Raw genomic sequence first — 19,088 nt, 5'->3', positions numbered from 1 at the left:
CGAGCAGAAGTCAGGTCGGCTAGCGTGGCGGCCATGAAGATCGCTGAAAGCACCGCCCTCGTCACCGGCGCCAACCGTGGCCTCGGCCGACACCTGGCCGCCGAACTCCTCGCCCGGGGCGCCACCGTCTACGCCGGCGCCCGCAACCCCGACACCGTCGACCTGCCCGGCGTGACGCCGGTCCGCCTCGACATCACCGACCCCGCCTCGGTGGCTGCCGCCGCCGAGCTGGCCGGCGGCGTGAACCTGCTTGTCAACAACGCGGGCATCGACACCCGGACCGACCTCCTCGACGGCGACCTGGACCTCGTCCGACTGGAGCTGGAGACCCACTACATCGGCACCCTGTCGACGATCCGGGCGTTCGCGCCGGTCATCGCGGGCAACGGCGGCGGAACCATCCTCAACGTGCTCTCCGTGCTGTCCTGGGTGAACTTTCCCCTGCACGGGGCCTACGGTGCCGCCAAGTCCGCCGAGTGGGGGATGACCAACGCGCTGCGCCTCCAGCTCGCCGAGCGGGGCGTCCGCGTCGCCGGCCTGCACGTCGGCTACCTGGACACCGACATGGCCGCGACCATCACCGGCCCCAAGTCGGACCCGGCCGTGATCGCCCGGCTCGCCGTCGACGGCATCGAGTCCGACGCGTACGAGATCGTGGCCGACGACGTCAGCCGACGGGTGCAGGCCGGGTTCCCCGGCGGGGTCGCCGCCCTCTACCCCCAGCTCCCCTGACCGCCGACACGACGGGCCGCCGCCGGGAAGACCGGCGGCGGCCCTATCTCGGGTACGCGGTCAGCTCGCCTGCAACGTCACGTCGTCGAGCACGAAGCTGGTCTGCAACGACGAGTCCTCGGTGCCGGTGAACCGCAGCGTCACCGTCTGACCGGCGAACCCGGCCACGTTGAAGCTGCGCTGCGCGTAGCCGGTCGCGGCGTTGAGATTCGAGTACGTCGCAAGCGTCGTCGAACCCACCTGCACGGTGAGCCGGTCGTACGCCGTGGAGCTGGTGGTCTCGGCCGTGTCGATGTGCAGCCAGAACGACAGCGTGTACGTGGCGCACCCGGCCGGCAGGGTCACCGACTGGGTCAGGCTCTCGGTGCCGCTGCCGCCGTTCCCGTTGAGCCACGCCTTGTACGACCCGGTCCGGGCCGGCTGGCCGCTGGCGCTGGTGATCACGCCGGAGGACGCGGTCCACGTGGTGCTGCCGCTCTCGAAGCCACCGTTTCCGACCACCTGAGCGGCGGTGCACGTCGGGGCCCCGCCGCTCACGGCGAGCTGCCACAGCGCGTACGCGACACCGTCGGCCGCCCGGTTCAGCACGGTGGCGCTGACGTTGGCGGTGGTGTCGCAGGACCGGTGGTAGCACGGGTCGTACGCGGAGTTGGCGGTGCCGCCCCACTTGGCCGCCTGGGAGCTGGTCTTGCGGGCGCTGGCGCCGGCGGCGTAGCCCGAGGTGGGGATGCCGGCCTGCTGGAAGTAGTAGTCGTCGGAGCGGCCCTGGCCCTCGACGTTCTCCTCCGGTTGCAGGCCCAGGGAGTCCCAGTACGCCTTCAGCGGCGCCGCGGTGGTGGAGGTGAGCCGGTTGATGAAGTAGCCGCCGTTGACCGAGCCGACCATGTCGAAGTTGTAGTAGCCCTTGAGGTAGCCGCGCTGGGTGGCGCTGAGCGAGTTGACGTAGAACCGGGAGCCGTTGAGCCCCTGCTCCTCGTCGGTCCACCAGGCGAACCGCACCCGTTTGGTCATGGTCGGATTCTGCGCGGCCAGGACCAGTGCGTTCTCCAGCAGGGTCGACGATCCGGTGGCGTTGTCGTTGATGCCCGGTCCGGCCGAGACGCCGTCCAGGTGTGCGCCGAACATGACCACCTGGTCGGCCGGGCCGCCGGGCCACTCGGCGATGAGGTTGTTCGAGGGGTAGCGGCAGCTGGAGCAGTACTGCTCGCTGACGGTGTAGCCGGCCGACTGGAGCCTGGTCTTGACGTAGTTGAGCGAGGCGGTGTAGCCGGCCGAGCCGGCCCGGCGGTTGCCACCGTTGGCGGTGGCGATGGCGTTGAACTGGGTCAGGTGCGCCTGGACGTTGCTGACGGAGATGTCCGGTGCTGCCAGCGCGGCGGCGGCCGCGGCGATCGGCCGGGTCGGCGTCGTCGCGGTCGGAGGTGACGCGGTCGCCGTCTGGGCGGCAAGCGTCACCGTCATCCCGGCGAACACGGCGAGCGCGACTCCCGCGCTCAGCGTTCTGCCTCTCATGGGGGCTCCTCGGGGTTGGAGAGATACCCGAGACACTTACAGACATCGATCTAATGGGCATCGGTCGTTCGTCCCGAACCCCCGCCGGTTCGACGGTGGGTACCGGCGTCAGCACAGGTGAGTAGAGGTGTCAGGATGGGTAGGTAACGCGGCAGGGGTCGTTGGGCCCGGAACGGGGGCTTGCGGTGGGGTCGGATCGAGCGTGACACGACCCAGCACTGACCTGTTCCTCGGCGGCGGTGAGACCGGCCGGCTGCTGGCCGAGCTGGACTGGACCCGCACCCCACTCGGCCCGGTCGACGAGTGGCCGCAGAGTCTGCGCGCCGCCGTTCGGATGGTGCTCTCCTCCCGGTACCCCATGTTGCTGCTCTGGGGTGACAGCTACTCCCAGCTCTACAACGACGCGTACTCCGCGTTGATCGGCGAGAAGCACCCCGCCGCGCTCGGCGACGACGTACGGGTGACCCTGGCCGAGGGCTGGGACGTGCTCGCCCCACTGATCGAGGAGGCCATGGCCACCGGGGTGGCCAGCTGGGTCCCCGCGCTGCAACTGCTGCTGGAGCGGGCCGGTTACCGCGAGGAGGCGTACTTCAGCGTGTCGCACGCCCCGGCCCGCGACGACGACGGCCGCACCGTCGGCGTGCTGACCGTGTGCAGCGAGGTCACCCAGCAGGTGGTGGGCGAACGCCGGCTCCGTCTCCTGCGCGACCTGTCGGTCCTCGGCGACGGACGCACCGTCGACGTGGACACCACCGCCGCCCGGCTGATCGACGTGATCCACGGGCACCCGCTGGACGTACCGTTCGCCGCCATCTACCTGCGCGACGGCACGGCGCTGCGGCGGGTCGCCTGCACCGGCGGCGACCAGGGGTATGCCCGGGCGCTGCCGGGCGCCGTCGAGCTGACCGACCCCGGCCCGCCCGCGTACGCCTGGGGGTTGGCCGACGCCGCCGAGGGCCGGGCGACCCAGGTGACCGACGTCGTCGACCGGCTGCCGCTGCCCGCCGGCCCGTGGAACGACCCGGTCCGCGCCGCTTTGGCTCTGCCGCTGCCCTCCGCCGACGAGGACCAGCCGCTCGGCGTGCTGCTTGTTGGGGTCAGCCCCAGCCGAGGGCTCGACGAGGCGTACCGCTCCTTCCACCAACTTCTCGCCCAGCAGACGTCGGTGGCGTTGCGCAACGCCCAGGAGTACGAGGAGGAGCGGCGCCGGGTCGAGGCGATGGCGGAACTGGACCGGGTCAAGACCGACTTCTTCGCCAACGTCAGCCACGAGTTCCGGACCCCGCTGACGCTCATCCTCGGCCCGCTGACCGACGCCCTCACCGACGCCACCGCGCCGTTGCCGGCGGTGCAGCGGGAGCGGGTGGAGGCCGGCTGGCGCAACGCCACCAGGCTGTTGACGCTCGTCAACAGCCTGCTCACCTTCTCCAGCCTGGAGGCCGGGCGGGCGCGCAGCGATGCCCGGGTGGTCGACCTGGCCGCACTGACCGCCGAGCTCGCCGGGGTGTTCCGGGCCGCCGTCGAGCGGGCCGGGCTGACTCTCGAGGTGAGCTGTCCGCCACTGCCCCGGCCGGTCGCGGTCGACCCGGTCAACTGGGAACGCATCGTCACGAACCTGCTCTCCAACGCCCTGAAGTACACGTTCATCGGCCTCATCCGGGTCACCCTCGACGCCGACGACGAGGAGGTGCGCCTCACCGTCGCCGACACCGGCATCGGCATCGCCGACCGCGACCTGCCGAAACTCTTCGAACGCTTCCACCGGGTGCGGGGCTCCCGCTCGCGCAGTCACGAGGGCACGGGCATCGGCCTGGCCCTGGTGCACGAGTTGGCGCGACTCGAGGGCGGCGACGTCCGAGTGACCAGCCAGGTGGGTGTCGGCAGCAGGTTCACCGTGACGCTGCCCTGGTCGGCGGCGCACCGTCCCGCCGTCGACGGCCCCGAGGTGCAGGGACGCGGGGACGCGGCCCGCGCCGCTGTGCAGGAGGCGATGGGCTGGCTCACCGAGCCGGACGACGGGCTTGCCGAACCCGATCCGACGGCCGGGCCGGCCACCGACGGGCTGGCCGGAGCCCGGATCCTGCTCGCCGACGACAACCCCGACATGCGGGCGTACCTCACCCGACTCCTCACCGGGCAGGGCTGGCGGGTACGGGCGGTCACCGACGGCCGGCAGGCCCTCGACGAGATCCACCGCGACCTGCCGGATCTGGTCCTGACCGACGTGATGATGCCGGTGCTGGACGGCTTCGAGCTGGTGCGCCGGCTGCGCGCGGACCCGGCGACCCGGGCGCTGCCGGTGCTGGTGCTCTCCGCGCGCGCCGGCGGGGAGGCCAGCGTGGAGGGCCTGAGCCTGGGCGCCGACGACTACGTGGTGAAACCGTTCGCCGCGACCGAGTTGATCGCCCGGATCCGGGCGAGCATCCGCCGGGCCCTCGACCGTGCCCCGGTGGCGGCCGGCGGCGGGGACCCGGCGGCGGTCGCCGCCCCGGCGGCGTCGGCGCGACCGGCCCCGGTCGATCCCGGCCCGCTGGCTCCGGCGGTCGAACCCGTCGGTGACCGGGCAGTGGTCGCCGACACGACGCCGACCGACCCGGACGGTCTGGGTGACCTCCTGGACGTCGACTGGACCTACCCGTCCGCACCCACCTCGGCCGCGGCGATGCGTCGGGACGTCCGGGGTGCGCTCGACGACCGGGACGTCGACCCGGACCTGCTGGAAGACCTCCTGCTCGCCGCCTCCGAGGCGGTGAACAACGCCGTCGAGCACGCGCAGCGGCCCAGCCGTCCGGAGGTGCGGGTGCGGGTCCAGGTGGGTGACGACCTGGTCCGGATCTCGGTACGGGACTTCGGCACCTGGCGGGACCGCCGGCCGGCGATGGACCGGGGGCGCGGCGCGTTGCTGATGAACGCCTACGGTGACGTGCGGCTGGTCTCCACCGCCGAGGGGACGACGGTGACCATCGAGCGTCGACTGGTCTGAGCGGCGGCAGCGCGTCAGAGTCGGCGGCCTCTGCCGTCGTGGGCGACGATGCCGTCCAGCCGCTCCCCCGGAGTGAGCTGGGCCGGGTCGAACCAGAAGATCACCACCTGTTTGTCGGCACTCCACCGCACCACTCGGGCGTCGACCTGCCGACCGTCGGCGGTGCCGATGATCCGGTTGGCGGGGCCGACGAAGTAGCCGAAGGTGGGCACCGGCGCGCCAGCTGAACCCTCGTCGTAGCCGATCTGGTGGAATCCGGCGCTGCGGTCGCTGCCCTGGACGTCGTTGAGCAGGATGTCCGTGGTCAGCGCACCGTCCAGAGCCTGTCGACCGGCGGCCAGACCGATGGACACCTTGGGTGCGCCGGGCACGGACACCGGCACGAAGTAGTAGACCCGCCGGTCGGTGCCGTGCCGCACCCTGCTGTCCACGATCTGGCCCATCGGCTTCGGCTGCGGTACGTCACGGCCCATCGTCGGCGGTGGCGTGGGGCCCGGCGACGTCTGCGCAAGCGGCGAGGCACCCACCGACGGAGGGGCGACGGCGACCGGCGCCGGGGGCCCGGTCGAGGCCGGACCGCCGGGTCCGGACGCGCCGACCGCCACCACGACGACCACGCTGGCCAGGCCGGTCGCGAGGGCTGCCGCCCCGGCACCGGCGACGCGCCGACGGGTACGCAACCGACGCCCCTCACGCATCACGGCGCTCAGATCGAGTACGGCGTCGGGGCGCTCGGTCGCCCGCATGGCATCACGGAGCCGTTCCAGTTCGCTCATCGGCGCGCCTCCTCGTCGGCCGTGCGGGGCGCCGCGGTGCGCAACTTCTCCAGCGCTCGCGAGCTGGTGCTCTTGACCGTGCCGACGGATACGGAGAGTTCCCGGGCCACCTGCGCCTCCGGCAGGTCGAAGTAGTAGCGCAGGACGACGATGGCGCGCTCCCGAGGGCTGAGCGCGCCGAGGATCGTGATCAACCAGCGCCGCGTGGCCACGTCGTCGGCGACGTCGCCACGCCGCTGCTCCGGCACCTCGTCGGTCGGGTACTCCCGCATCGGCCGCCGCCACCCGTCGACCAGATGGTTGACGAGCGTGCGGCGTGCGTACCCGTAGGCGTCGTCGTCGTGGATCCGCGACCACGACGCGTAGGTGCGGACCAGGGCGGTCTGCGCGGCATCCTCGGCCTGGTGGTGGTCGCCGGTCATCAGGAACGCGGCATGCACCAGTCGCGCGGACGCCGCCCGCGCGAACTCGACGAATTCCGCGTCCCCCCGCGCCACCGCGAACCCTCCCCGTGCCACAGAGCTACAGACGGGTGAGGCCGGCAGAAGGTTGAGCCCTGGGTCACATCAACTTCTCGCCACGGTCACCCGTCTTCTCCTCCGCGCCGCCGCCGAGCGACGCGCGAGGGGAGAGACATGTCGACGAAGGCTACCCGCCGCCGGGGTATCGCCTTGATGGCGTCGCTGCTGGTGGTGGCGCTGCTCACCGGATGCGGGCTGCCCGCCGCCGGGCAACCCGCCACCGATCCGGTCGCCGCCGGAGCGCTGCCCAGCGGACCGACGACACCGACAGGTCGGCCGAGCGAGCCCACCGGGGCCACACCCGGCGCCACACCCGTCACCCCGGTCAGCTACCCCGCCACCGGAGGTAACCGCTGGTCGGTGGCGCGCGGCGAGACAACGCCCGGACGCGCGACGAGCGGCAGGTTGCTGCGCTACCGGGTCGCCGTGGAGCGCGACATCCGGGGCCTGCCGGCGGCTGACATCGCCACGGCGATCACCACGACCCTGAACGACCCCCGAGGCTGGACGGCGGGCGGGGCGTGGCGGCTGCGCCGGGTCGGTGCCGGCGAGCCGACCGACTTCACCATCTACCTGGCGACCCCCGGCACCCGCGACACCCTCTGCCAGGACGTACCGGACGCCTACACCTCCTGCCGCAACAGCGCCCGGGTGGTGCTCAACGTGGCGCGCTGGGTCAAGGGGGTGCCGGGTTACGGGGCGAGCCTGGAGACCTACCGGCAGTACATGGTCAACCACGAGGTGGGGCACAAACTCGGGTACGGCCACGAGCGGTGCCCCGGGCGGGGTCGACCGGCCCCGGTGATGCAGCAGCAGACGCTGGGCCTGCACGGCTGCACCGCGAACGCCTGGCCGTACCCGAAGGGCAGGACCCGCTACAGCGGGCCGGTCGGGGCGTACGACGACACGATCCCCCGGCGCGAGGGTGCCTACTCGGCGCGGTGAGACCGACGGCGGGGACGGGCGCTCAGGTGCGTTTGCGGCGCTCCTGTTCGAGTCGCTCGTCCTGGCGGCCCATCTCGTAGATGGCGTTGAGGCTGGTCGGCAACCGGCTGACGTTCTCCGGAACCGGCCCTGGGTCCGGTGCCGGGCCGGCACCCGGGACCGGGCCGGGGTCGGGTGCGGCGGCCGGGGCCGGCGCCCGGCGGCGCACGAACAGCAGGGCCAGCACCGCGAGAACCGCGACGACCAGCAGGTACGACACGGGCGGCCAGGCATTCCGGGTGGGGCTGGCGAGGGCCGGCGGGGCGGGGGTGTCGCCGTCGCGTTTCGGCACGGCGGCCTCGCCGGTGGTGGTGTCCTCGCCTGCGGTGCGACCACCGGGTGTGGCGGGCGCGGGGACGCTCGCCGACCCGGCGGGTGCGGGGACCGCGATGGGCGCCACCGGGCTGGGCCGCCCGGCAGTCGGTGGCCGACTGGGCGTGGGCACCCCGCTGGGGGTGGCGCTCGGCGGCGGAGTGGCAGTCGGTGTGCCGTCGCCGAGCAGGTCGTCGACGATCTGGCCGACGCCGCCGAGGATGTCACCGAGGGGGTCCGGGGTGGCCGACGGGGCCGGGGCGGGAGCGAGGGCAAGGGTCAGTGCGAGGACCACGACGGTAGGCATGACGACACCTCCGTAATGCCGAATATGCACGCACCGTACCGCATGGTGGGATCGCGCGGGTGCCACCGGCACGCCGGGGCGGGGGCGCGTCCGGCGCTCGCCCCCGCCCGCGATGTCCCTGGTGGTCAGGCGGGCAGACCACCGACCTGAGTGGAGATCCACGAGCGGATCGACGGCAGGTCGACGTAGATGGACGGCCCGGTGGCGCAGGTGGAGTTGTTGTTGCCGGCCCGACTCGTCGCGCCGATCACGTTCCACACGCCGTTGACGCGACGCACCTGCGGCCCACCCGAGTCGCCGTAGCAGGCGCCGGAGTTGCCGTTGGTGTTGTTGGTGCAGATCTCGTACGTGCCGTTGATGCCGGAGCACCGGCTGTCGGCCACGATGGACGTGTCCAGTTCGTTGGCCACCACCGGGGCCGACCCGCAGCCCCGGGGCGCGCAGGTCTGGCCCCAGCCGATGATCCGGGTGGCGGTGCCGACGGCGCCGGAGCTGCTCGGGATCGGGGCCGGCGCGTACGTGACCGAGCTGCCCAGTTGCAGCAGCTTGACGTCGACGCTCGGGTGGTTGACCGCACGGGTCACCCCGACCACGGTTCCGCCGCTGGAACGGTTGACACTGCCCACCCGCACCGAGGACGGCGTCGAGCAGTGCTTGGCGGTGACCGCCCAGTTGGCCTTGATCAGCGTGCCCGTGCAGCCGGAGACGTACACCATGAAGGGGTAGCTCTCGGTGGCCGGTCGGCCGCCGACCACCGTCGGGCCGATGTCCGAGCCGGCGTTCCAGGTGTACGTCGTGCTTGCCGGCGCGGCCAGGGTGCCGGCGAACAGCGAGTTCACCCGGCTCGCCTCGGCCGCGCTGGGGTTCGCGTTGCGGCAGGAGACGGGTGCGCTGCTGCCGGACATCAGGTCGGTGCAGAGGCCGGTGCGCCGGTCCGGCAGACCCAGGATGTGCCCCACTTCGTGGGTGGCGATGCGGGTGCGGTCGTAGCCCTGGTTTACGGCGGTGCGGCCCATCCAGATCCGGCCCGAGCCGAGGCCGGTCGGCTGCGCGCGGGGCCAGCCGTCGTCGACGTAGATGGTGATGCTGGCCGGGGTGCCGGCCAGCAGCCGGACGTTGCTGACCCGACTGTTCCAGATCTGCGCCGCCTGGTCGAAGTTGGTGCGGAACTCGCCGGTGCGGCTGGCGTCGTAGTAGACGGTCCGGACGGCGGCGGCCGGCGCACCGGTGGCGAGCTGCATCCCGGCTGCGGCCAGGACCGCCGCCAGCATGGCCAGCGCCACGCGTCGTACTTGTCGTCGGAACATACGCACTCCCCTGCGCTCGTCCGGCGACCACCGGCCGCCGGGTCATCGATGCACGTAGATATTAATGTGACGGCGATCGATGTTCGGCATAGCGGAAGCGTCATACCGGCGACGTGGAGGCTGTTACTCAGCGGTTACGCCGCGGCGAAGCGACTGTGCCGGGAAGTGGCGACGGTGGCGGCAGAGGGTCACCGGCAGCGCCGCCGCGACGTGACCCCGGTACCGAACGGAGAGACACCATGAGGATCAGGAGCGCACTGACCGCGTTGGCGGTCGTCCTCGCCGGGCTGCTCGCCAGCGCGGGCAGCAGCCCCGCGGCGGGCACCACGGCCGCGGCGCCGTACTGCGGGATCACCTGGGGCAGCGCGGACAAGGCGGCCGGCGCACTCAGCGACGCCCCGCTGGTCGACGTCCGCACCGGCCGACACGACTGCTACGACCGGGTGGTGTTCGAGTTCGCCGGCCCGGTCGACGGCTACGCGGTCGGCTACGGCGAGACGTGGACCGAGGGCGAGGGGCTGGCGCTGTCGCCGTACACCGCCGGCGGCGCCCTGTTGCGGGTCTCGCTACGAGCCCCCGCCTACGACGACGACCACCTGGGCACCGTGCCCTACGCGGTCGGCGAGCACGTGACGAACGTGCTGCGCTACCCGACGCTGCGCGACGTGGTCTTCGGCGGCAGCTTCGAGGGCTACAGCACCTTCGCGGTCGGCGTACGGGCGCGGTTGCCGTTCCGCACCTTCGTGCTGGCCGGGCCGGGCACCCACAGTCGGATCGTGCTCGACGTGGCCCACCAGTGGTGATCGGATCCGGCCGATGAACCTCGCCGATCATGGAGTTGTGGTGGGTGACAAAGCGCTCTCGAGTGAGCGAACCGGGCACCACAACTCCATGATCGACGCTGACGACCTGACGACCTTCGCGGTCAGCCCGGGGCTTGGGCCTCGTCGGTCAGGTGCCAGACCTCTCGCATCGAGGCCCACCACTCCCCCGAGCCGGGCTCGGCGATCGACTCCTGACACGGGTCGGTCAGCTTCCACCACTCCTGCGTCTGCGGGTCCGCCGCGATCAGCCGCGAGTCGGCCTCGTAGTCGTCGCCGACGTACTCGTAGTAGCCGAAGAGCAGGTCGTCGTGGAGGAAGATGGTGTAGTTACGGAAGTTCGCCTCGCGCAGCGTCTTCTCGACGCTCGGCCAGACGGCGGCGTGCAACCGCAGGTAGGTCTCCCGCTGCTCGGGGCGAAGTCGGATCACGCAGCCATGACGTTCCACGTCGTGCCCTTTCGTGTGAGCTGTTTCGGCGATGCCGAGGGGTGCCGAAGGCACCTGACCGTAGCTGTTGGACGGTGCCCGGAGGGGGCCAGCCGGCCGCCCATGTCGACCGTTCCGCCAGGACTACGCACCGTGTTGTCGGGTCTACCCTCGGGTGATGGAGGGCCGCGTGCTGGTGGTCGAGGACGACCTCTCGATCCGGGAGGTCACCGCCATCGGTCTGCGCCGCGCCGGTTTCCGGGTCGCCACCGCCGTCGATGGGCGGCAGGCCCTTGTCGCGTTCCGTGCCCACCCGGTCGACCTCATCGTGCTCGACATCATGCTGCCGGTCCTGGACGGTCTGGAGGTCTGCCGGGAGATCCGGCGGACCAGTCAGGTGCCGATCCTGATGCTGACCGCGCGCACCGACACCATCGACGTGGTGGTCGGGCTGGAGTGCGGCGCTGACGACTACCTCCGCAAGCCCTTCGACCTGCCCGAACTGGTGGCCCGGGTGCGCTCGGTGCTGCGCCGGGCGAGTGCGCCGACCCCGTCGAGCGTCATCGACATCGGCGGCCTGGAGATCGACCCGGGCGGTTTCGTGGTCCGTCGGCACGGCCGGGAGGTGACGCTGACCTCGACCGAGTTCCGCCTGTTGCTGGAGCTGGCCCGCCGACCCGGCCAGGTCTTCACCCGGCAGTTGCTGCTGGACCTGGTCTGGAACCACGACTTCCTCGGCGACTCCCGACTTGTCGACGTGGCGGTGCAGCGGCTCCGCGCGAAGATCGAGGACGACCCCGCGCAGCCGCGGCTGATCCGGACCGTGCGTGGCGCCGGCTACAAGCTCACGACGGGCTGACGGGGGCCGCGATGGCCGGACGCGCCGTGCTCCCGGGCCGCCTGCGACGCCGGCTGACGATCGCGTTCGTCCTGGTCGCAGGCGTCTCGGCCGGGCTGCTGGCCGGCGGGACGGGGCTGCTGCTGCGGCAGTCCTGGTGGGACGCGTCGCTGCACGAGGCCGCCGCCGACGCCCGCTACCAGCTCGTTCTCGCTGGGCAGTTCCTGCCGCTGACCGAGCAGCGCAGCACGGATCTGCTCACCAGCTTCGAGGCCAGCGGTCGGCACGTGGTGCTCGTCGACGGTCCGGCCCGCGCCTCGCACCCCGCGTACGCCCCGGTGCTGGGCGCCGCGTTGCGGGCGGTCGTCGCGGACGGGCGGCTCGGCTACCAGCGCTCCGCGCCGCCGGAGCGTCCTCGGCTACTGGTGGTCGGCGGACGCATTCCCGGCTCCACCGCCGAGCTGTACATGCTCACCGTGGAGGACGAGGTCGCCACCGACCTGGGTCAGCTCCGTAGCGCGCTGGTGGCCGGCTGGGCCCTCGTGGTGGTCCTCGCCGCCGCGGTGGGTCACGTCCTGGCCCGCCGCACATTGGAGCCGGTGAGCAGGGCCAGCCGGGCCGCCCGAGCACTCACCGAGGGTCTGCTCGCCACCCGCCTGCCAGTCCGTGGGCGCGACGAGTTCAGCGTCTGGGCGGCGACGTTCAACGAGATGGCCGAGGCACTGGAGTCGAAGATCGCGGCACTCTCGGCCGCCCAGGCCCGGGAGCGGCGGTTCACCGCCGATGTCGCGCACGAGCTGCGTACCCCGGTGACCGCGTTGGTGGCGGCGGCGTCGCTGCTGCGCGAACACCTCGACCAGCTTCCCGACGACGCCCGGCCGGCCGCCCGGCTGCTGGTCGGCGACGTGGTCCGGCTGCGCCGGCTGGTCGAGGACCTGATGGAGATCTCGCGGCTGGACGCCGGCCGGGAGCAGGTGGCCGTCGGGCCGGTCGACGCGTTGGCGCTGCTGCACGGCATCGTCGCGGCGCGCGGCTGGTCGCCGCGGGTGCGGGTCACCGGCGACCCGGTCACGGTGCGTACCGACAGGCGTCGCCTGGAGCGGGTGCTGGCCAATCTGGTCGCCAACGCGGTCGAGCACGGCGGTGGAGAGATCACCGCCGGCGTCGCGGGCGCGGGAGCCCTGGTCGTCTTCGAGGTCAGCGACCAGGGGCCCGGCATTCCGGCCGAGCACCTGACCCGGGTGTTCGACAGGTTCCACCAGATCGACCCGTCCCGCTCCGCGCCGGGCAGCGGGCTCGGCTTGGCCATCGCGCGGGAGCACGCCGAGCTGCTCGGTGGCGCGCTGGGTGTGCGTAGCACCCCGGGCGAGGGCACCCGGTTCCGGCTGGAGCTGCCGGCTGACGGCCCCGCCGGGCCACGCGGTGACGTGCCGCGTGCGGATGACCACGCCGGCCCGGGTCCGGCCTCGCGGACCGCCGGCGCGACGGGTGGCCCGGGATGAGCCGCCACGGCGCGGGCGTACCGGTGCTCGTCGCGGCGCTCCTGCTCGGCGGCTGCGGCACTGCCCGCTCCGGCGACCTCGGCCCGGCACCCACCGCGGCACCGACCAGTGCCGCACCGACCGTCCACCCGGAACCCACCCGGCCCCCGGCCGGGAAGCCGACACCACCACCCATCGACCGGCCACCGCGCCCGTCGGTGGCGACGTCCGCCGGCACGCGGCGGCCGGAGCAGGTGACCATCGAGCTGTGGTACGTCCGCGCCGGGCTGCTCGTGCCGACCCGGCGTACCCGGCCGGCGACCGTCGCGACGTCCCGACTGGCGCTTACCGAGCTGGCCGCCGGGCCGAGTCGGGGCGAGGCCGCCACCGGGATGAGCACCCTGCTGCCGACCGGCGTCGAGGTCACCCGCATCACCGACGGCGTGGCGGCGGTGATGCGGGTGACGTCCGACGGCGACCCGGCCACCCGGCGGCTGCGCGAGGCGCAGGTGGTGTGGACGCTCACCCAGTTCCCCACCGTGCGTCAGGTCCGCCTCGACGGCGCGGCCCCGGTCGACCGGGCGGACTACCGCGACCTGTTGCCGCCGATCGTGGTCACCGGGCCGGTCGTCGGCGAACGGGTCACGACCCCACTCGTCGTCACCGGCACCGCCGACGTGTTCGAGGCGACGGTGAGCGTCCGGGTGCTGGACTCCGCCGGCCTGGAGGTGGCCACCGGTTTCGGCACCGCCAGTTGCGGCAGCGGCTGCCGGGGCGGCTACCGGGTGCAGGTCGGCTGGCGCACGACCCGGGAACAGAAGGGCACGATCGAGGTGTACGAGGTGTCCGCGCGCGACGGATCGCGGATCAACACGACCACCGTGCCGGTGATCCTCACACCCGGCGACTGACCGCCGCGCCCGAGAGGGTGTTAACCCGATGCGTCATCCATTTGTCGAGCGTGACGTGCGGCCCTGACGTCTACCCGACAGCACCGATCCTCGTCGGCTTTCCCCGAGCTGAGCCGGTGTGGCGGTGAAAGCGCAGGCCAGAGGCCGTGGAGCCGATGCGACAGTCGCCGACACGCCGAGGGCGAGAGGTTCAGCCGGCGCGGCCCACGCGACGGTTCGCGTGACCTTCGCGATTGACCTCGGCAGACATGTTTGCGAACGTGAGCGCGTCGTAGCGCACAGTCATTTTTGCTGCTCAACCCCGCGACGCCCGGACCACAACGGAGTCCGGTCGCCGCGACAGCCTCACATCCCTCACAGAGCGGAGATACATCATGTCCGGTGGCAGCCTTCCCCGTACCGGTATGGGCGTTGTCACGATCGGCGGCGCGGCCGGAATCGGCAGCTACGCCCTCCCCCTGCCGCTCACCATCGCCATCACCGGCGCGACCGCCGTCGTCGTCGGCTTCATCATGATCCGGATGACGTTCCGTCGTAAGCAGTCGGTCGGCCAGTGACGGCGAGTGTCACCAGGGGTCGCGTCCTGTTCGCCGCGGCGGTCGTCCTGGCCGCCGCGGCGGCGTGGACCGCCCACCACGTCCTCGCCGTGATCGGTGCCATCGACGGAGGCGGTCACCGCTTCACCTTCGCGTACGCCGCCATGTTCCTGCTGCTGGTCTGGCAGCTCGGCACGTCCTACCTGGAGAAGCCGGCGGTGGTCACCGACCGGATGCAGGAGCACCTCGACGCGCTGCACGTGGTGGCTGTCGTGCCGGCGTACAACGAGGATCCGGCCGCGCTGCGGGCCTGCCTCGAATCCATGATCTTCCAGGCGCGCAAGCCGAACACCATCTACGTGGTGGACGACGGGTCGAAGCTGACCGAGGGCTACCAACCGGTCAAGCGGTGGTTTCTCGACGTCGCCCCCGTCCACGGCATCATCGCCGCCTGGCACATCCAACCCAACGCCGGGAAACGGCACGCCCAGGCGGCCGCGGTGCGGTCGACGCCGTCCGCCGACGTGTACTGGACGGTGGACTCGGACACCATCTCGGACCCGAACGCCCTGCGGGAGTTGCTGAAGCCCTTCGCCGACCCGGCGGTGCAGTCCGTCGCGGGGGTGGTGATGGCCGCGAACGTCCGCAGCAGCTTCCTCACCCGGTTCACCGACCTGTGGCTGGTGACCGGCCAGCTCACCGACAGGTCGTCCCTGTCGGTCTTCGGGTGCGTGTGGGTGAACTCGGGCCCGATCGCCGCCTACCGGGCGTCGGTGGTCCGCGACAACCTCGGCGCGTACCTGACCGAGACGTTCTTCGGCCAGCGGGTGCCCTTCTCCGACGACTCCCTGCTCACCCTCTTCGCGATGGTGCGGGGCCGGACCGTCCAGCAGCCGTCGGCGTTCGCGTTCACCCTCATGCCGGAGCACACCGGGCACTTCTGCCGGATGTTCCTGCGCTGGATGCGCGGCAGCTTCATCAGGACCTGGTGGCGGGTCCGGTACCTGTCGTTACGGTCGATCGCGTGGTGGCTGCACCTGCTGCGGTGGGCGGCCACGGTGGTCTCGACGGTGCTGTTCGTGGCGGTGGCGGTGCTGTCGCCGATCATCGAGCCCGACCCGCGGGCGATCCCGTGGCTGGTGGCCGTGCCGCTGATCGTCGGGTACGGGCAGGCGCTGCGGTATCTGACGGTGCGGCGCTCGGACCAGTCGACCGCCTACCAGTGGGGCACCTGGCTCCTCACGCCGGTCGCGGTGGTGTTCGCCCTGGTCGTGCTCCGGGCGATCCGCTGGTACGGCGTCGCCACCTGCTGGCGCACCGGGTGGGGCACCCGCAAGAAGGTGGAAGTGGTGCTGGGCTCCTGAGCACACCGCTCCGGACGGCTGCATCGACCCGAGAACGTGACCGTTTCGGTGGCTGCGTGCGACGCAACTCACGAAAGCCTGCACGTTCGGGCAACCGCGAACTAGTGTCAGTACGACATCGTTTCGCGGGGGGTCGTCGAGGATGCTTGGTGGTCAACAAGTGGGCACGGGTGCCGGGGTACCGGCAGCCCGGGGTCCGCGCTGCACCGACACCGACCTGTTCACCGTCGTCATCGACACCCTGCGCGAGGTCGGCTACGACCGGATGACCATCGACGCGGTCGCCAGCCGCGCCCACGTCAGCAAGGCCACCATCTACCGACGCTGGGACGGCAAGGCGGAGCTGGTCGTCGCCGCCCTACGCGACCGGCACGTGGCGGTGCACAACCCGCCCGACACCGGCTCCCTCCGGGGGGACCTGATCGAGCTGCTGCGGGCCACAGCCGCGATCTGCACGGCCGACTGCGACCTGATGCAGGCCCTGACCTTCGCGATGCGAACGAATCCCGAGCTGGAACGCCTGGTGCGTCACCAGGTGCTGCCGGCCGGGCGGGTCGCGAGCACCGCCATCCTGGTCCGGGCCGCCGCCCGCGGAGAGATCCCGCCGGAGGCCGGCGAGCGGGAGTTGTTCCACGATCTCGCGCCCGCGCTCACCATGTCCCGAATCGTCGCGCACGGCCTACCCGCCGATGACGCGTTCCTCACCCAGGTCGTCGACCAGGTGCTGATCCCGGTGCTCCGTTATCAGCACGACCGTCCGGTCTCGGCCTGATCTCACCGACATCCCGCAACACGGAAGGCTTCACCATGCCCGGAACCACCTCGACCGCGCCCGGCGCACCCCACGCCGGGGCGTCGACAGGCGCACCGCACCCGCGGCGCTGGATCGCGCTGGCGGTCATCGCGGTCTCCCAGTTGATGGTCGTCCTGGACGCCACCATCGTGAACATCGCACTGCCGCAGGCCCAGGCCGACCTGGGGATCACCGACGCCAACCGGCAGTGGGTGATCACCGCCTACACACTCGCCTTCGGCGGTCTGCTGCTGCTCGGCGGTCGCATCGCCGACTACTGGGGGCGTAAGCGCACCTTCCTGGTCGGCATGACCGGTTTCGCACTCGCCTCCGCCCTGGGCGGTCTGGCCACCACCGGTGGGATGCTCTTCGCCGCCCGCGCGCTACAGGGCGCCTTCGGCGCGCTGCTCGCCCCGGCCGCGCTGGCGCTGCTCACCGTCCTCTTCACCGAGGCCACCGAGCGGGCCAAGGCCTTCGCGGTGTACGGCGCGATCGCCGGCGGCGGGTCGGCGGTCGGTCTGCTGCTCGGCGGAGTCCTCACCGAGTACGCCGACTGGCGCTGGTGCCTGCTCGTCAACATCCCGGTCGCCGCCATCGCCATCGCCTTCGCGCTCCCGCTGGTGCCGGAGAGCCGCGCCCACGGCAACACCCGCTACGACGTACCCGGTGCGATCGTGGTGACCGCCGGCCTGGTCTCCCTCGTGTACGGCTTCACCAAGGCCGCCGAGGACGGCTGGGACGCCACCGCGACACTCGCCTTCATCGCCGCCGGCGTGCTGCTGCTCGCCGCCTTCGTGGTGATCGAGCTGCGCTCCAGCCACCCGCTGCTGCCGCTGCGGATCCTGCTCGACCGCAACCGGGGTGGGGCGTTCCTCACCTCGACGCTCATCGGCGCCGGCCTGTTCGGGGCGTTCCTCTTCCTGACCTTCTACTTCCAGGTGGTGCTGCAGTACAAGCCCCTGGAGGCCGGTCTCGCGTCCCTGCCGGTCACCGCCGGTGTGCTGATCGCCGCGGGCGGCGCCAGTCAGCTGATGCCCCGGCTGGGCGCCAAGCCGCTGATGGTCGCCGGTGCGGTGCTCGCCGCCCTGGGCATGCTGGTGCTGACCCAGATCGACGTGGACACCTCGTTCCTCACCCACCTGCTGCCCGCTCAGGTCATCCTGGGCCTGGGCCTGGGCTTCACCTTCGTCCCGCTGTCCAGCCTCGCCCTCGTCGGGGTGCCGGAGCACGACGCGGGCGCGGCAAGCGCGACGCTCAACGCCACCCAGCAGATCGGTGGTTCGCTGGGCACCGCACTGCTGAACACCTTCTACACCAGTGCTGTCGCCGCCTATCTGGTCGGCCGGGCACCGAACCCGGTCACCCAGGTCGAGGCGCTGGTGCACGGCTACCGGGTAGCCTTCGCCTGGGGTGCGGCGCTGATCGTGCTCGCCGGGCTCGCCACCCTGGTCCTGGTGAAGGTCCGCAAGGAGGACATCCCGACCGGCAACACCGTGCACATGGGCTGAGCTGACCGATGTGGCCGCCGGCCGGAGCGCCCCGAACCTGGGGTGGCCGGCCGGCGACCACGTCCCGACCGTCGTCGAGAAATCCCTGTGAGGAGAACGATGCCCACCCCTGCTGACCAGATCATCACCGCTCTGCGCGCGGGCCACGAGGAGCTCGCCGCGCTCGTACGCGACCTCAAGGACGACGACCTGCTGCGGCCGTCGGGGGCCAGCGAGTGGCAGGTGTCCCAGGTGCTGAGCCACCTGGGCAGCGGCGCCGAGATCAACCTGGCGACGCTCGACGCCGCCCGCACCGGCGCGCCCGGCCCGGACGGCGACTTCAACCGGGGCGTCTGGTCACGCTGGGACGCGATGTCCCCGGCCGACCACGCCGCCGGGTTCCTCGCCGCGAACGAGCGGTTGGTCGAGGCGTACGAGGCGCTGGACGCCGAGACCCGGGCCTCGATGCGGATCGACCTCGGCTTCCTGCCGGAGCCGGTCGACGTGGCCACCGCGGCCCGGTTCCGGCTCAGCGAGTTCGCCCTGCACCAGTGGGACACCGAGGTGGCGTTCAACCCGTTCGCGGCGGTGACGCCGGGGGCGGTGGCGCTGCTGCTCGACCAGGTCGGCGGCATGCTGGCCTGGACCAGCCGACCGCAGGAGCTGGCCGGTCGGGACGCCACCCTGCTGGTCCGGCTGCACGCGCCCGAGCGGACGTTCGGGCTGCGGCTTGGCGACTCTGTCGAGGTCGTGGACGCGCCTGAGCGCCCCGACGGCGAGCTGGTCGCCCCCGCCGAGGCCTGGCTACGGCTGGCCACCGGACGGCTGGGTGCCCCGCACACCCCCGAGGGGGTGGAGGTGACCGGCGCGGTGACCCTGGACGACCTGCGCCGGGTCTTAGTCCGAGGCCGACACGACACCCGTCCTCGTGGCACCCGGGCCGGGGCCCGCGTCGACCGGGGAGGCGCCGCCCCGCCGCAGGGGCAGCGGCACAG

The 19,088-nt window shown here is 72.2% G+C and carries 18 protein-coding genes; 12 read left to right on the top strand and 6 right to left on the bottom strand.

The annotated features are described in order from the left end of the window. The first annotated feature begins 33 nt into the window (after positions 1–33). Entirely contained in the window at positions 34–732 is a 699-nt protein-coding gene (locus ACWER9_RS11105) for an SDR family oxidoreductase (protein ID WP_452301685.1), read from the top strand. Between the two features lie 60 nt (positions 733–792). On the opposite strand, the gene ACWER9_RS11100 is transcribed toward ACWER9_RS11105, so the two are convergent. Then, entirely contained in the window at positions 793–2,244 is a 1,452-nt protein-coding gene (locus ACWER9_RS11100) for a M28 family peptidase (protein WP_452301684.1), read from the bottom strand. Positions 2,245–2,446: 202 nt separating this feature from the next. On the opposite strand from ACWER9_RS11100, the gene ACWER9_RS11095 reads away from it, so the two are divergent. Then, positions 2,447–5,227 (top strand): ATP-binding protein, encoded by a 2,781-nt coding sequence (locus ACWER9_RS11095; protein ID WP_452301683.1) that lies wholly within the window; start codon positions 2,447–2,449, stop codon positions 5,225–5,227. 14 nt (positions 5,228–5,241) lie between these two features. Here ACWER9_RS11095 and ACWER9_RS11090 read toward each other — a convergent pair whose 3' ends face one another. Then, positions 5,242–6,003: a hypothetical protein gene (locus ACWER9_RS11090; protein WP_452301682.1), complete on the bottom strand. Its 762-nt coding sequence runs from the start codon at positions 6,001–6,003 to the stop codon at positions 5,242–5,244. Beyond that, positions 6,000–6,500, bottom strand: a complete 501-nt coding sequence (locus ACWER9_RS11085; protein WP_452301681.1) for a SigE family RNA polymerase sigma factor — start codon at positions 6,498–6,500, stop codon at positions 6,000–6,002. The genes ACWER9_RS11090 and ACWER9_RS11085 overlap by 4 nt, the downstream gene beginning before the upstream one ends. Positions 6,501–6,638: 138 nt before the next feature. On the opposite strand from ACWER9_RS11085, the gene ACWER9_RS11080 reads away from it, so the two are divergent. Continuing rightward, positions 6,639–7,469: a DUF3152 domain-containing protein gene (locus ACWER9_RS11080; protein WP_452301680.1), complete on the top strand. Its 831-nt coding sequence runs from the start codon at positions 6,639–6,641 to the stop codon at positions 7,467–7,469. 22 nt (positions 7,470–7,491) lie between these two features. Here the strand turns inward: ACWER9_RS11080 and ACWER9_RS11075 are convergent, their stop codons facing one another. Continuing rightward, complete coding sequence (locus ACWER9_RS11075) at positions 7,492–8,127, bottom strand: hypothetical protein (RefSeq protein ID WP_452301679.1); 636 nt, start codon at positions 8,125–8,127, stop codon at positions 7,492–7,494. A gap of 125 nt (positions 8,128–8,252) precedes the next feature. Then, the gene (locus ACWER9_RS11070; RefSeq protein WP_452301678.1) at positions 8,253–9,434 is read right to left on the bottom strand and encodes a snapalysin family zinc-dependent metalloprotease; all 1,182 of its coding nucleotides are present in this window, start codon (positions 9,432–9,434) and stop codon (positions 8,253–8,255) included. Positions 9,435–9,673: 239 nt separating this feature from the next. Here ACWER9_RS11070 and ACWER9_RS11065 point away from each other — a divergent pair, with 239 nt between their 5' ends. Then, positions 9,674–10,237, top strand: coding sequence for an AMIN-like domain-containing (lipo)protein (locus tag ACWER9_RS11065; protein WP_452301677.1), 564 nt, complete (start codon positions 9,674–9,676; stop codon positions 10,235–10,237). Positions 10,238–10,359: 122 nt separating this feature from the next. Here the strand turns inward: ACWER9_RS11065 and ACWER9_RS11060 are convergent, their stop codons facing one another. After that, positions 10,360–10,686, bottom strand: coding sequence for an L-rhamnose mutarotase (locus ACWER9_RS11060; RefSeq protein ID WP_452301676.1), 327 nt, complete (start codon positions 10,684–10,686; stop codon positions 10,360–10,362). Between the two features lie 175 nt (positions 10,687–10,861). On the opposite strand from ACWER9_RS11060, the gene ACWER9_RS11055 reads away from it, so the two are divergent. From ACWER9_RS11055 to ACWER9_RS11020, 8 genes are all read left to right on the top strand, one after another. Then, complete coding sequence (locus ACWER9_RS11055) at positions 10,862–11,542, top strand: response regulator (RefSeq protein ID WP_452301675.1); 681 nt, start codon at positions 10,862–10,864, stop codon at positions 11,540–11,542. Between the two features lie 11 nt (positions 11,543–11,553). Continuing rightward, complete coding sequence (locus ACWER9_RS11050; RefSeq protein ID WP_452301674.1) at positions 11,554–13,023, top strand: sensor histidine kinase; 1,470 nt, start codon at positions 11,554–11,556, stop codon at positions 13,021–13,023. Continuing rightward, positions 13,020–13,913: a Gmad2 immunoglobulin-like domain-containing protein gene (locus ACWER9_RS11045; protein ID WP_452301673.1), complete on the top strand. Its 894-nt coding sequence runs from the start codon at positions 13,020–13,022 to the stop codon at positions 13,911–13,913. The genes ACWER9_RS11050 and ACWER9_RS11045 overlap by 4 nt, the downstream gene beginning before the upstream one ends. Before the next feature lie 374 nt (positions 13,914–14,287). Next, positions 14,288–14,470 (top strand): hypothetical protein, encoded by a 183-nt coding sequence (locus ACWER9_RS11040; protein ID WP_452301672.1) that lies wholly within the window; start codon positions 14,288–14,290, stop codon positions 14,468–14,470. Then, complete coding sequence (locus ACWER9_RS11035; RefSeq protein ID WP_452301671.1) at positions 14,467–15,813, top strand: glycosyltransferase; 1,347 nt, start codon at positions 14,467–14,469, stop codon at positions 15,811–15,813. Before ACWER9_RS11040 ends, ACWER9_RS11035 begins: the two co-directional genes overlap by 4 nt. A gap of 160 nt (positions 15,814–15,973) precedes the next feature. Beyond that, positions 15,974–16,585 carry a TetR/AcrR family transcriptional regulator gene (locus tag ACWER9_RS11030; RefSeq protein ID WP_452301670.1) on the top strand — a complete coding sequence of 204 codons (612 nt, stop codon included), beginning with the start codon at positions 15,974–15,976 and terminating at the stop codon, positions 16,583–16,585. 35 nt (positions 16,586–16,620) lie between these two features. Then, positions 16,621–18,114 (top strand): MFS transporter, encoded by a 1,494-nt coding sequence (locus ACWER9_RS11025; protein WP_452301669.1) that lies wholly within the window; start codon positions 16,621–16,623, stop codon positions 18,112–18,114. Between the two features lie 99 nt (positions 18,115–18,213). Then, a partial coding sequence (locus ACWER9_RS11020; protein ID WP_452301668.1) for a maleylpyruvate isomerase family mycothiol-dependent enzyme occupies positions 18,214–19,088 on the top strand: 875 nt, incomplete at its 3' end.

The sequence above is a fragment of the Micromonospora sp. NPDC003944 genome, assembly GCF_053605225.1.
This window is presented reverse-complemented; position numbering and strand designations above follow the sequence as displayed.

Bases quoted from the DNA above. Each gene is read 5' to 3' on its own strand.
- ACWER9_RS11105 (WP_452301685.1), top strand. From the start codon at position 34: ATGAAGATCGCTGAAAGCACCGCCCTCGTCACCGGCGCCAACCGTGGC.
- ACWER9_RS11100 (WP_452301684.1), bottom strand. From the start codon at position 2,244: ATGAGAGGCAGAACGCTGAGCGCGGGAGTCGCGCTCGCCGTGTTCGCC.
- ACWER9_RS11090 (WP_452301682.1), bottom strand. From the start codon at position 6,003: ATGAGCGAACTGGAACGGCTCCGTGATGCCATGCGGGCGACCGAGCGC.
- ACWER9_RS11080 (WP_452301680.1), top strand. From the start codon at position 6,639: ATGTCGACGAAGGCTACCCGCCGCCGGGGTATCGCCTTGATGGCGTCG.
- ACWER9_RS11075 (WP_452301679.1), bottom strand. From the start codon at position 8,127: ATGCCTACCGTCGTGGTCCTCGCACTGACCCTTGCCCTCGCTCCCGCC.
- ACWER9_RS11070 (WP_452301678.1), bottom strand. From the start codon at position 9,434: ATGTTCCGACGACAAGTACGACGCGTGGCGCTGGCCATGCTGGCGGCG.
- ACWER9_RS11065 (WP_452301677.1), top strand. From the start codon at position 9,674: ATGAGGATCAGGAGCGCACTGACCGCGTTGGCGGTCGTCCTCGCCGGG.
- ACWER9_RS11055 (WP_452301675.1), top strand. From the start codon at position 10,862: ATGGAGGGCCGCGTGCTGGTGGTCGAGGACGACCTCTCGATCCGGGAG.
- ACWER9_RS11050 (WP_452301674.1), top strand. From the start codon at position 11,554: ATGGCCGGACGCGCCGTGCTCCCGGGCCGCCTGCGACGCCGGCTGACG.
- ACWER9_RS11045 (WP_452301673.1), top strand. From the start codon at position 13,020: ATGAGCCGCCACGGCGCGGGCGTACCGGTGCTCGTCGCGGCGCTCCTG.
- ACWER9_RS11040 (WP_452301672.1), top strand. From the start codon at position 14,288: ATGTCCGGTGGCAGCCTTCCCCGTACCGGTATGGGCGTTGTCACGATC.
- ACWER9_RS11025 (WP_452301669.1), top strand. From the start codon at position 16,621: ATGCCCGGAACCACCTCGACCGCGCCCGGCGCACCCCACGCCGGGGCG.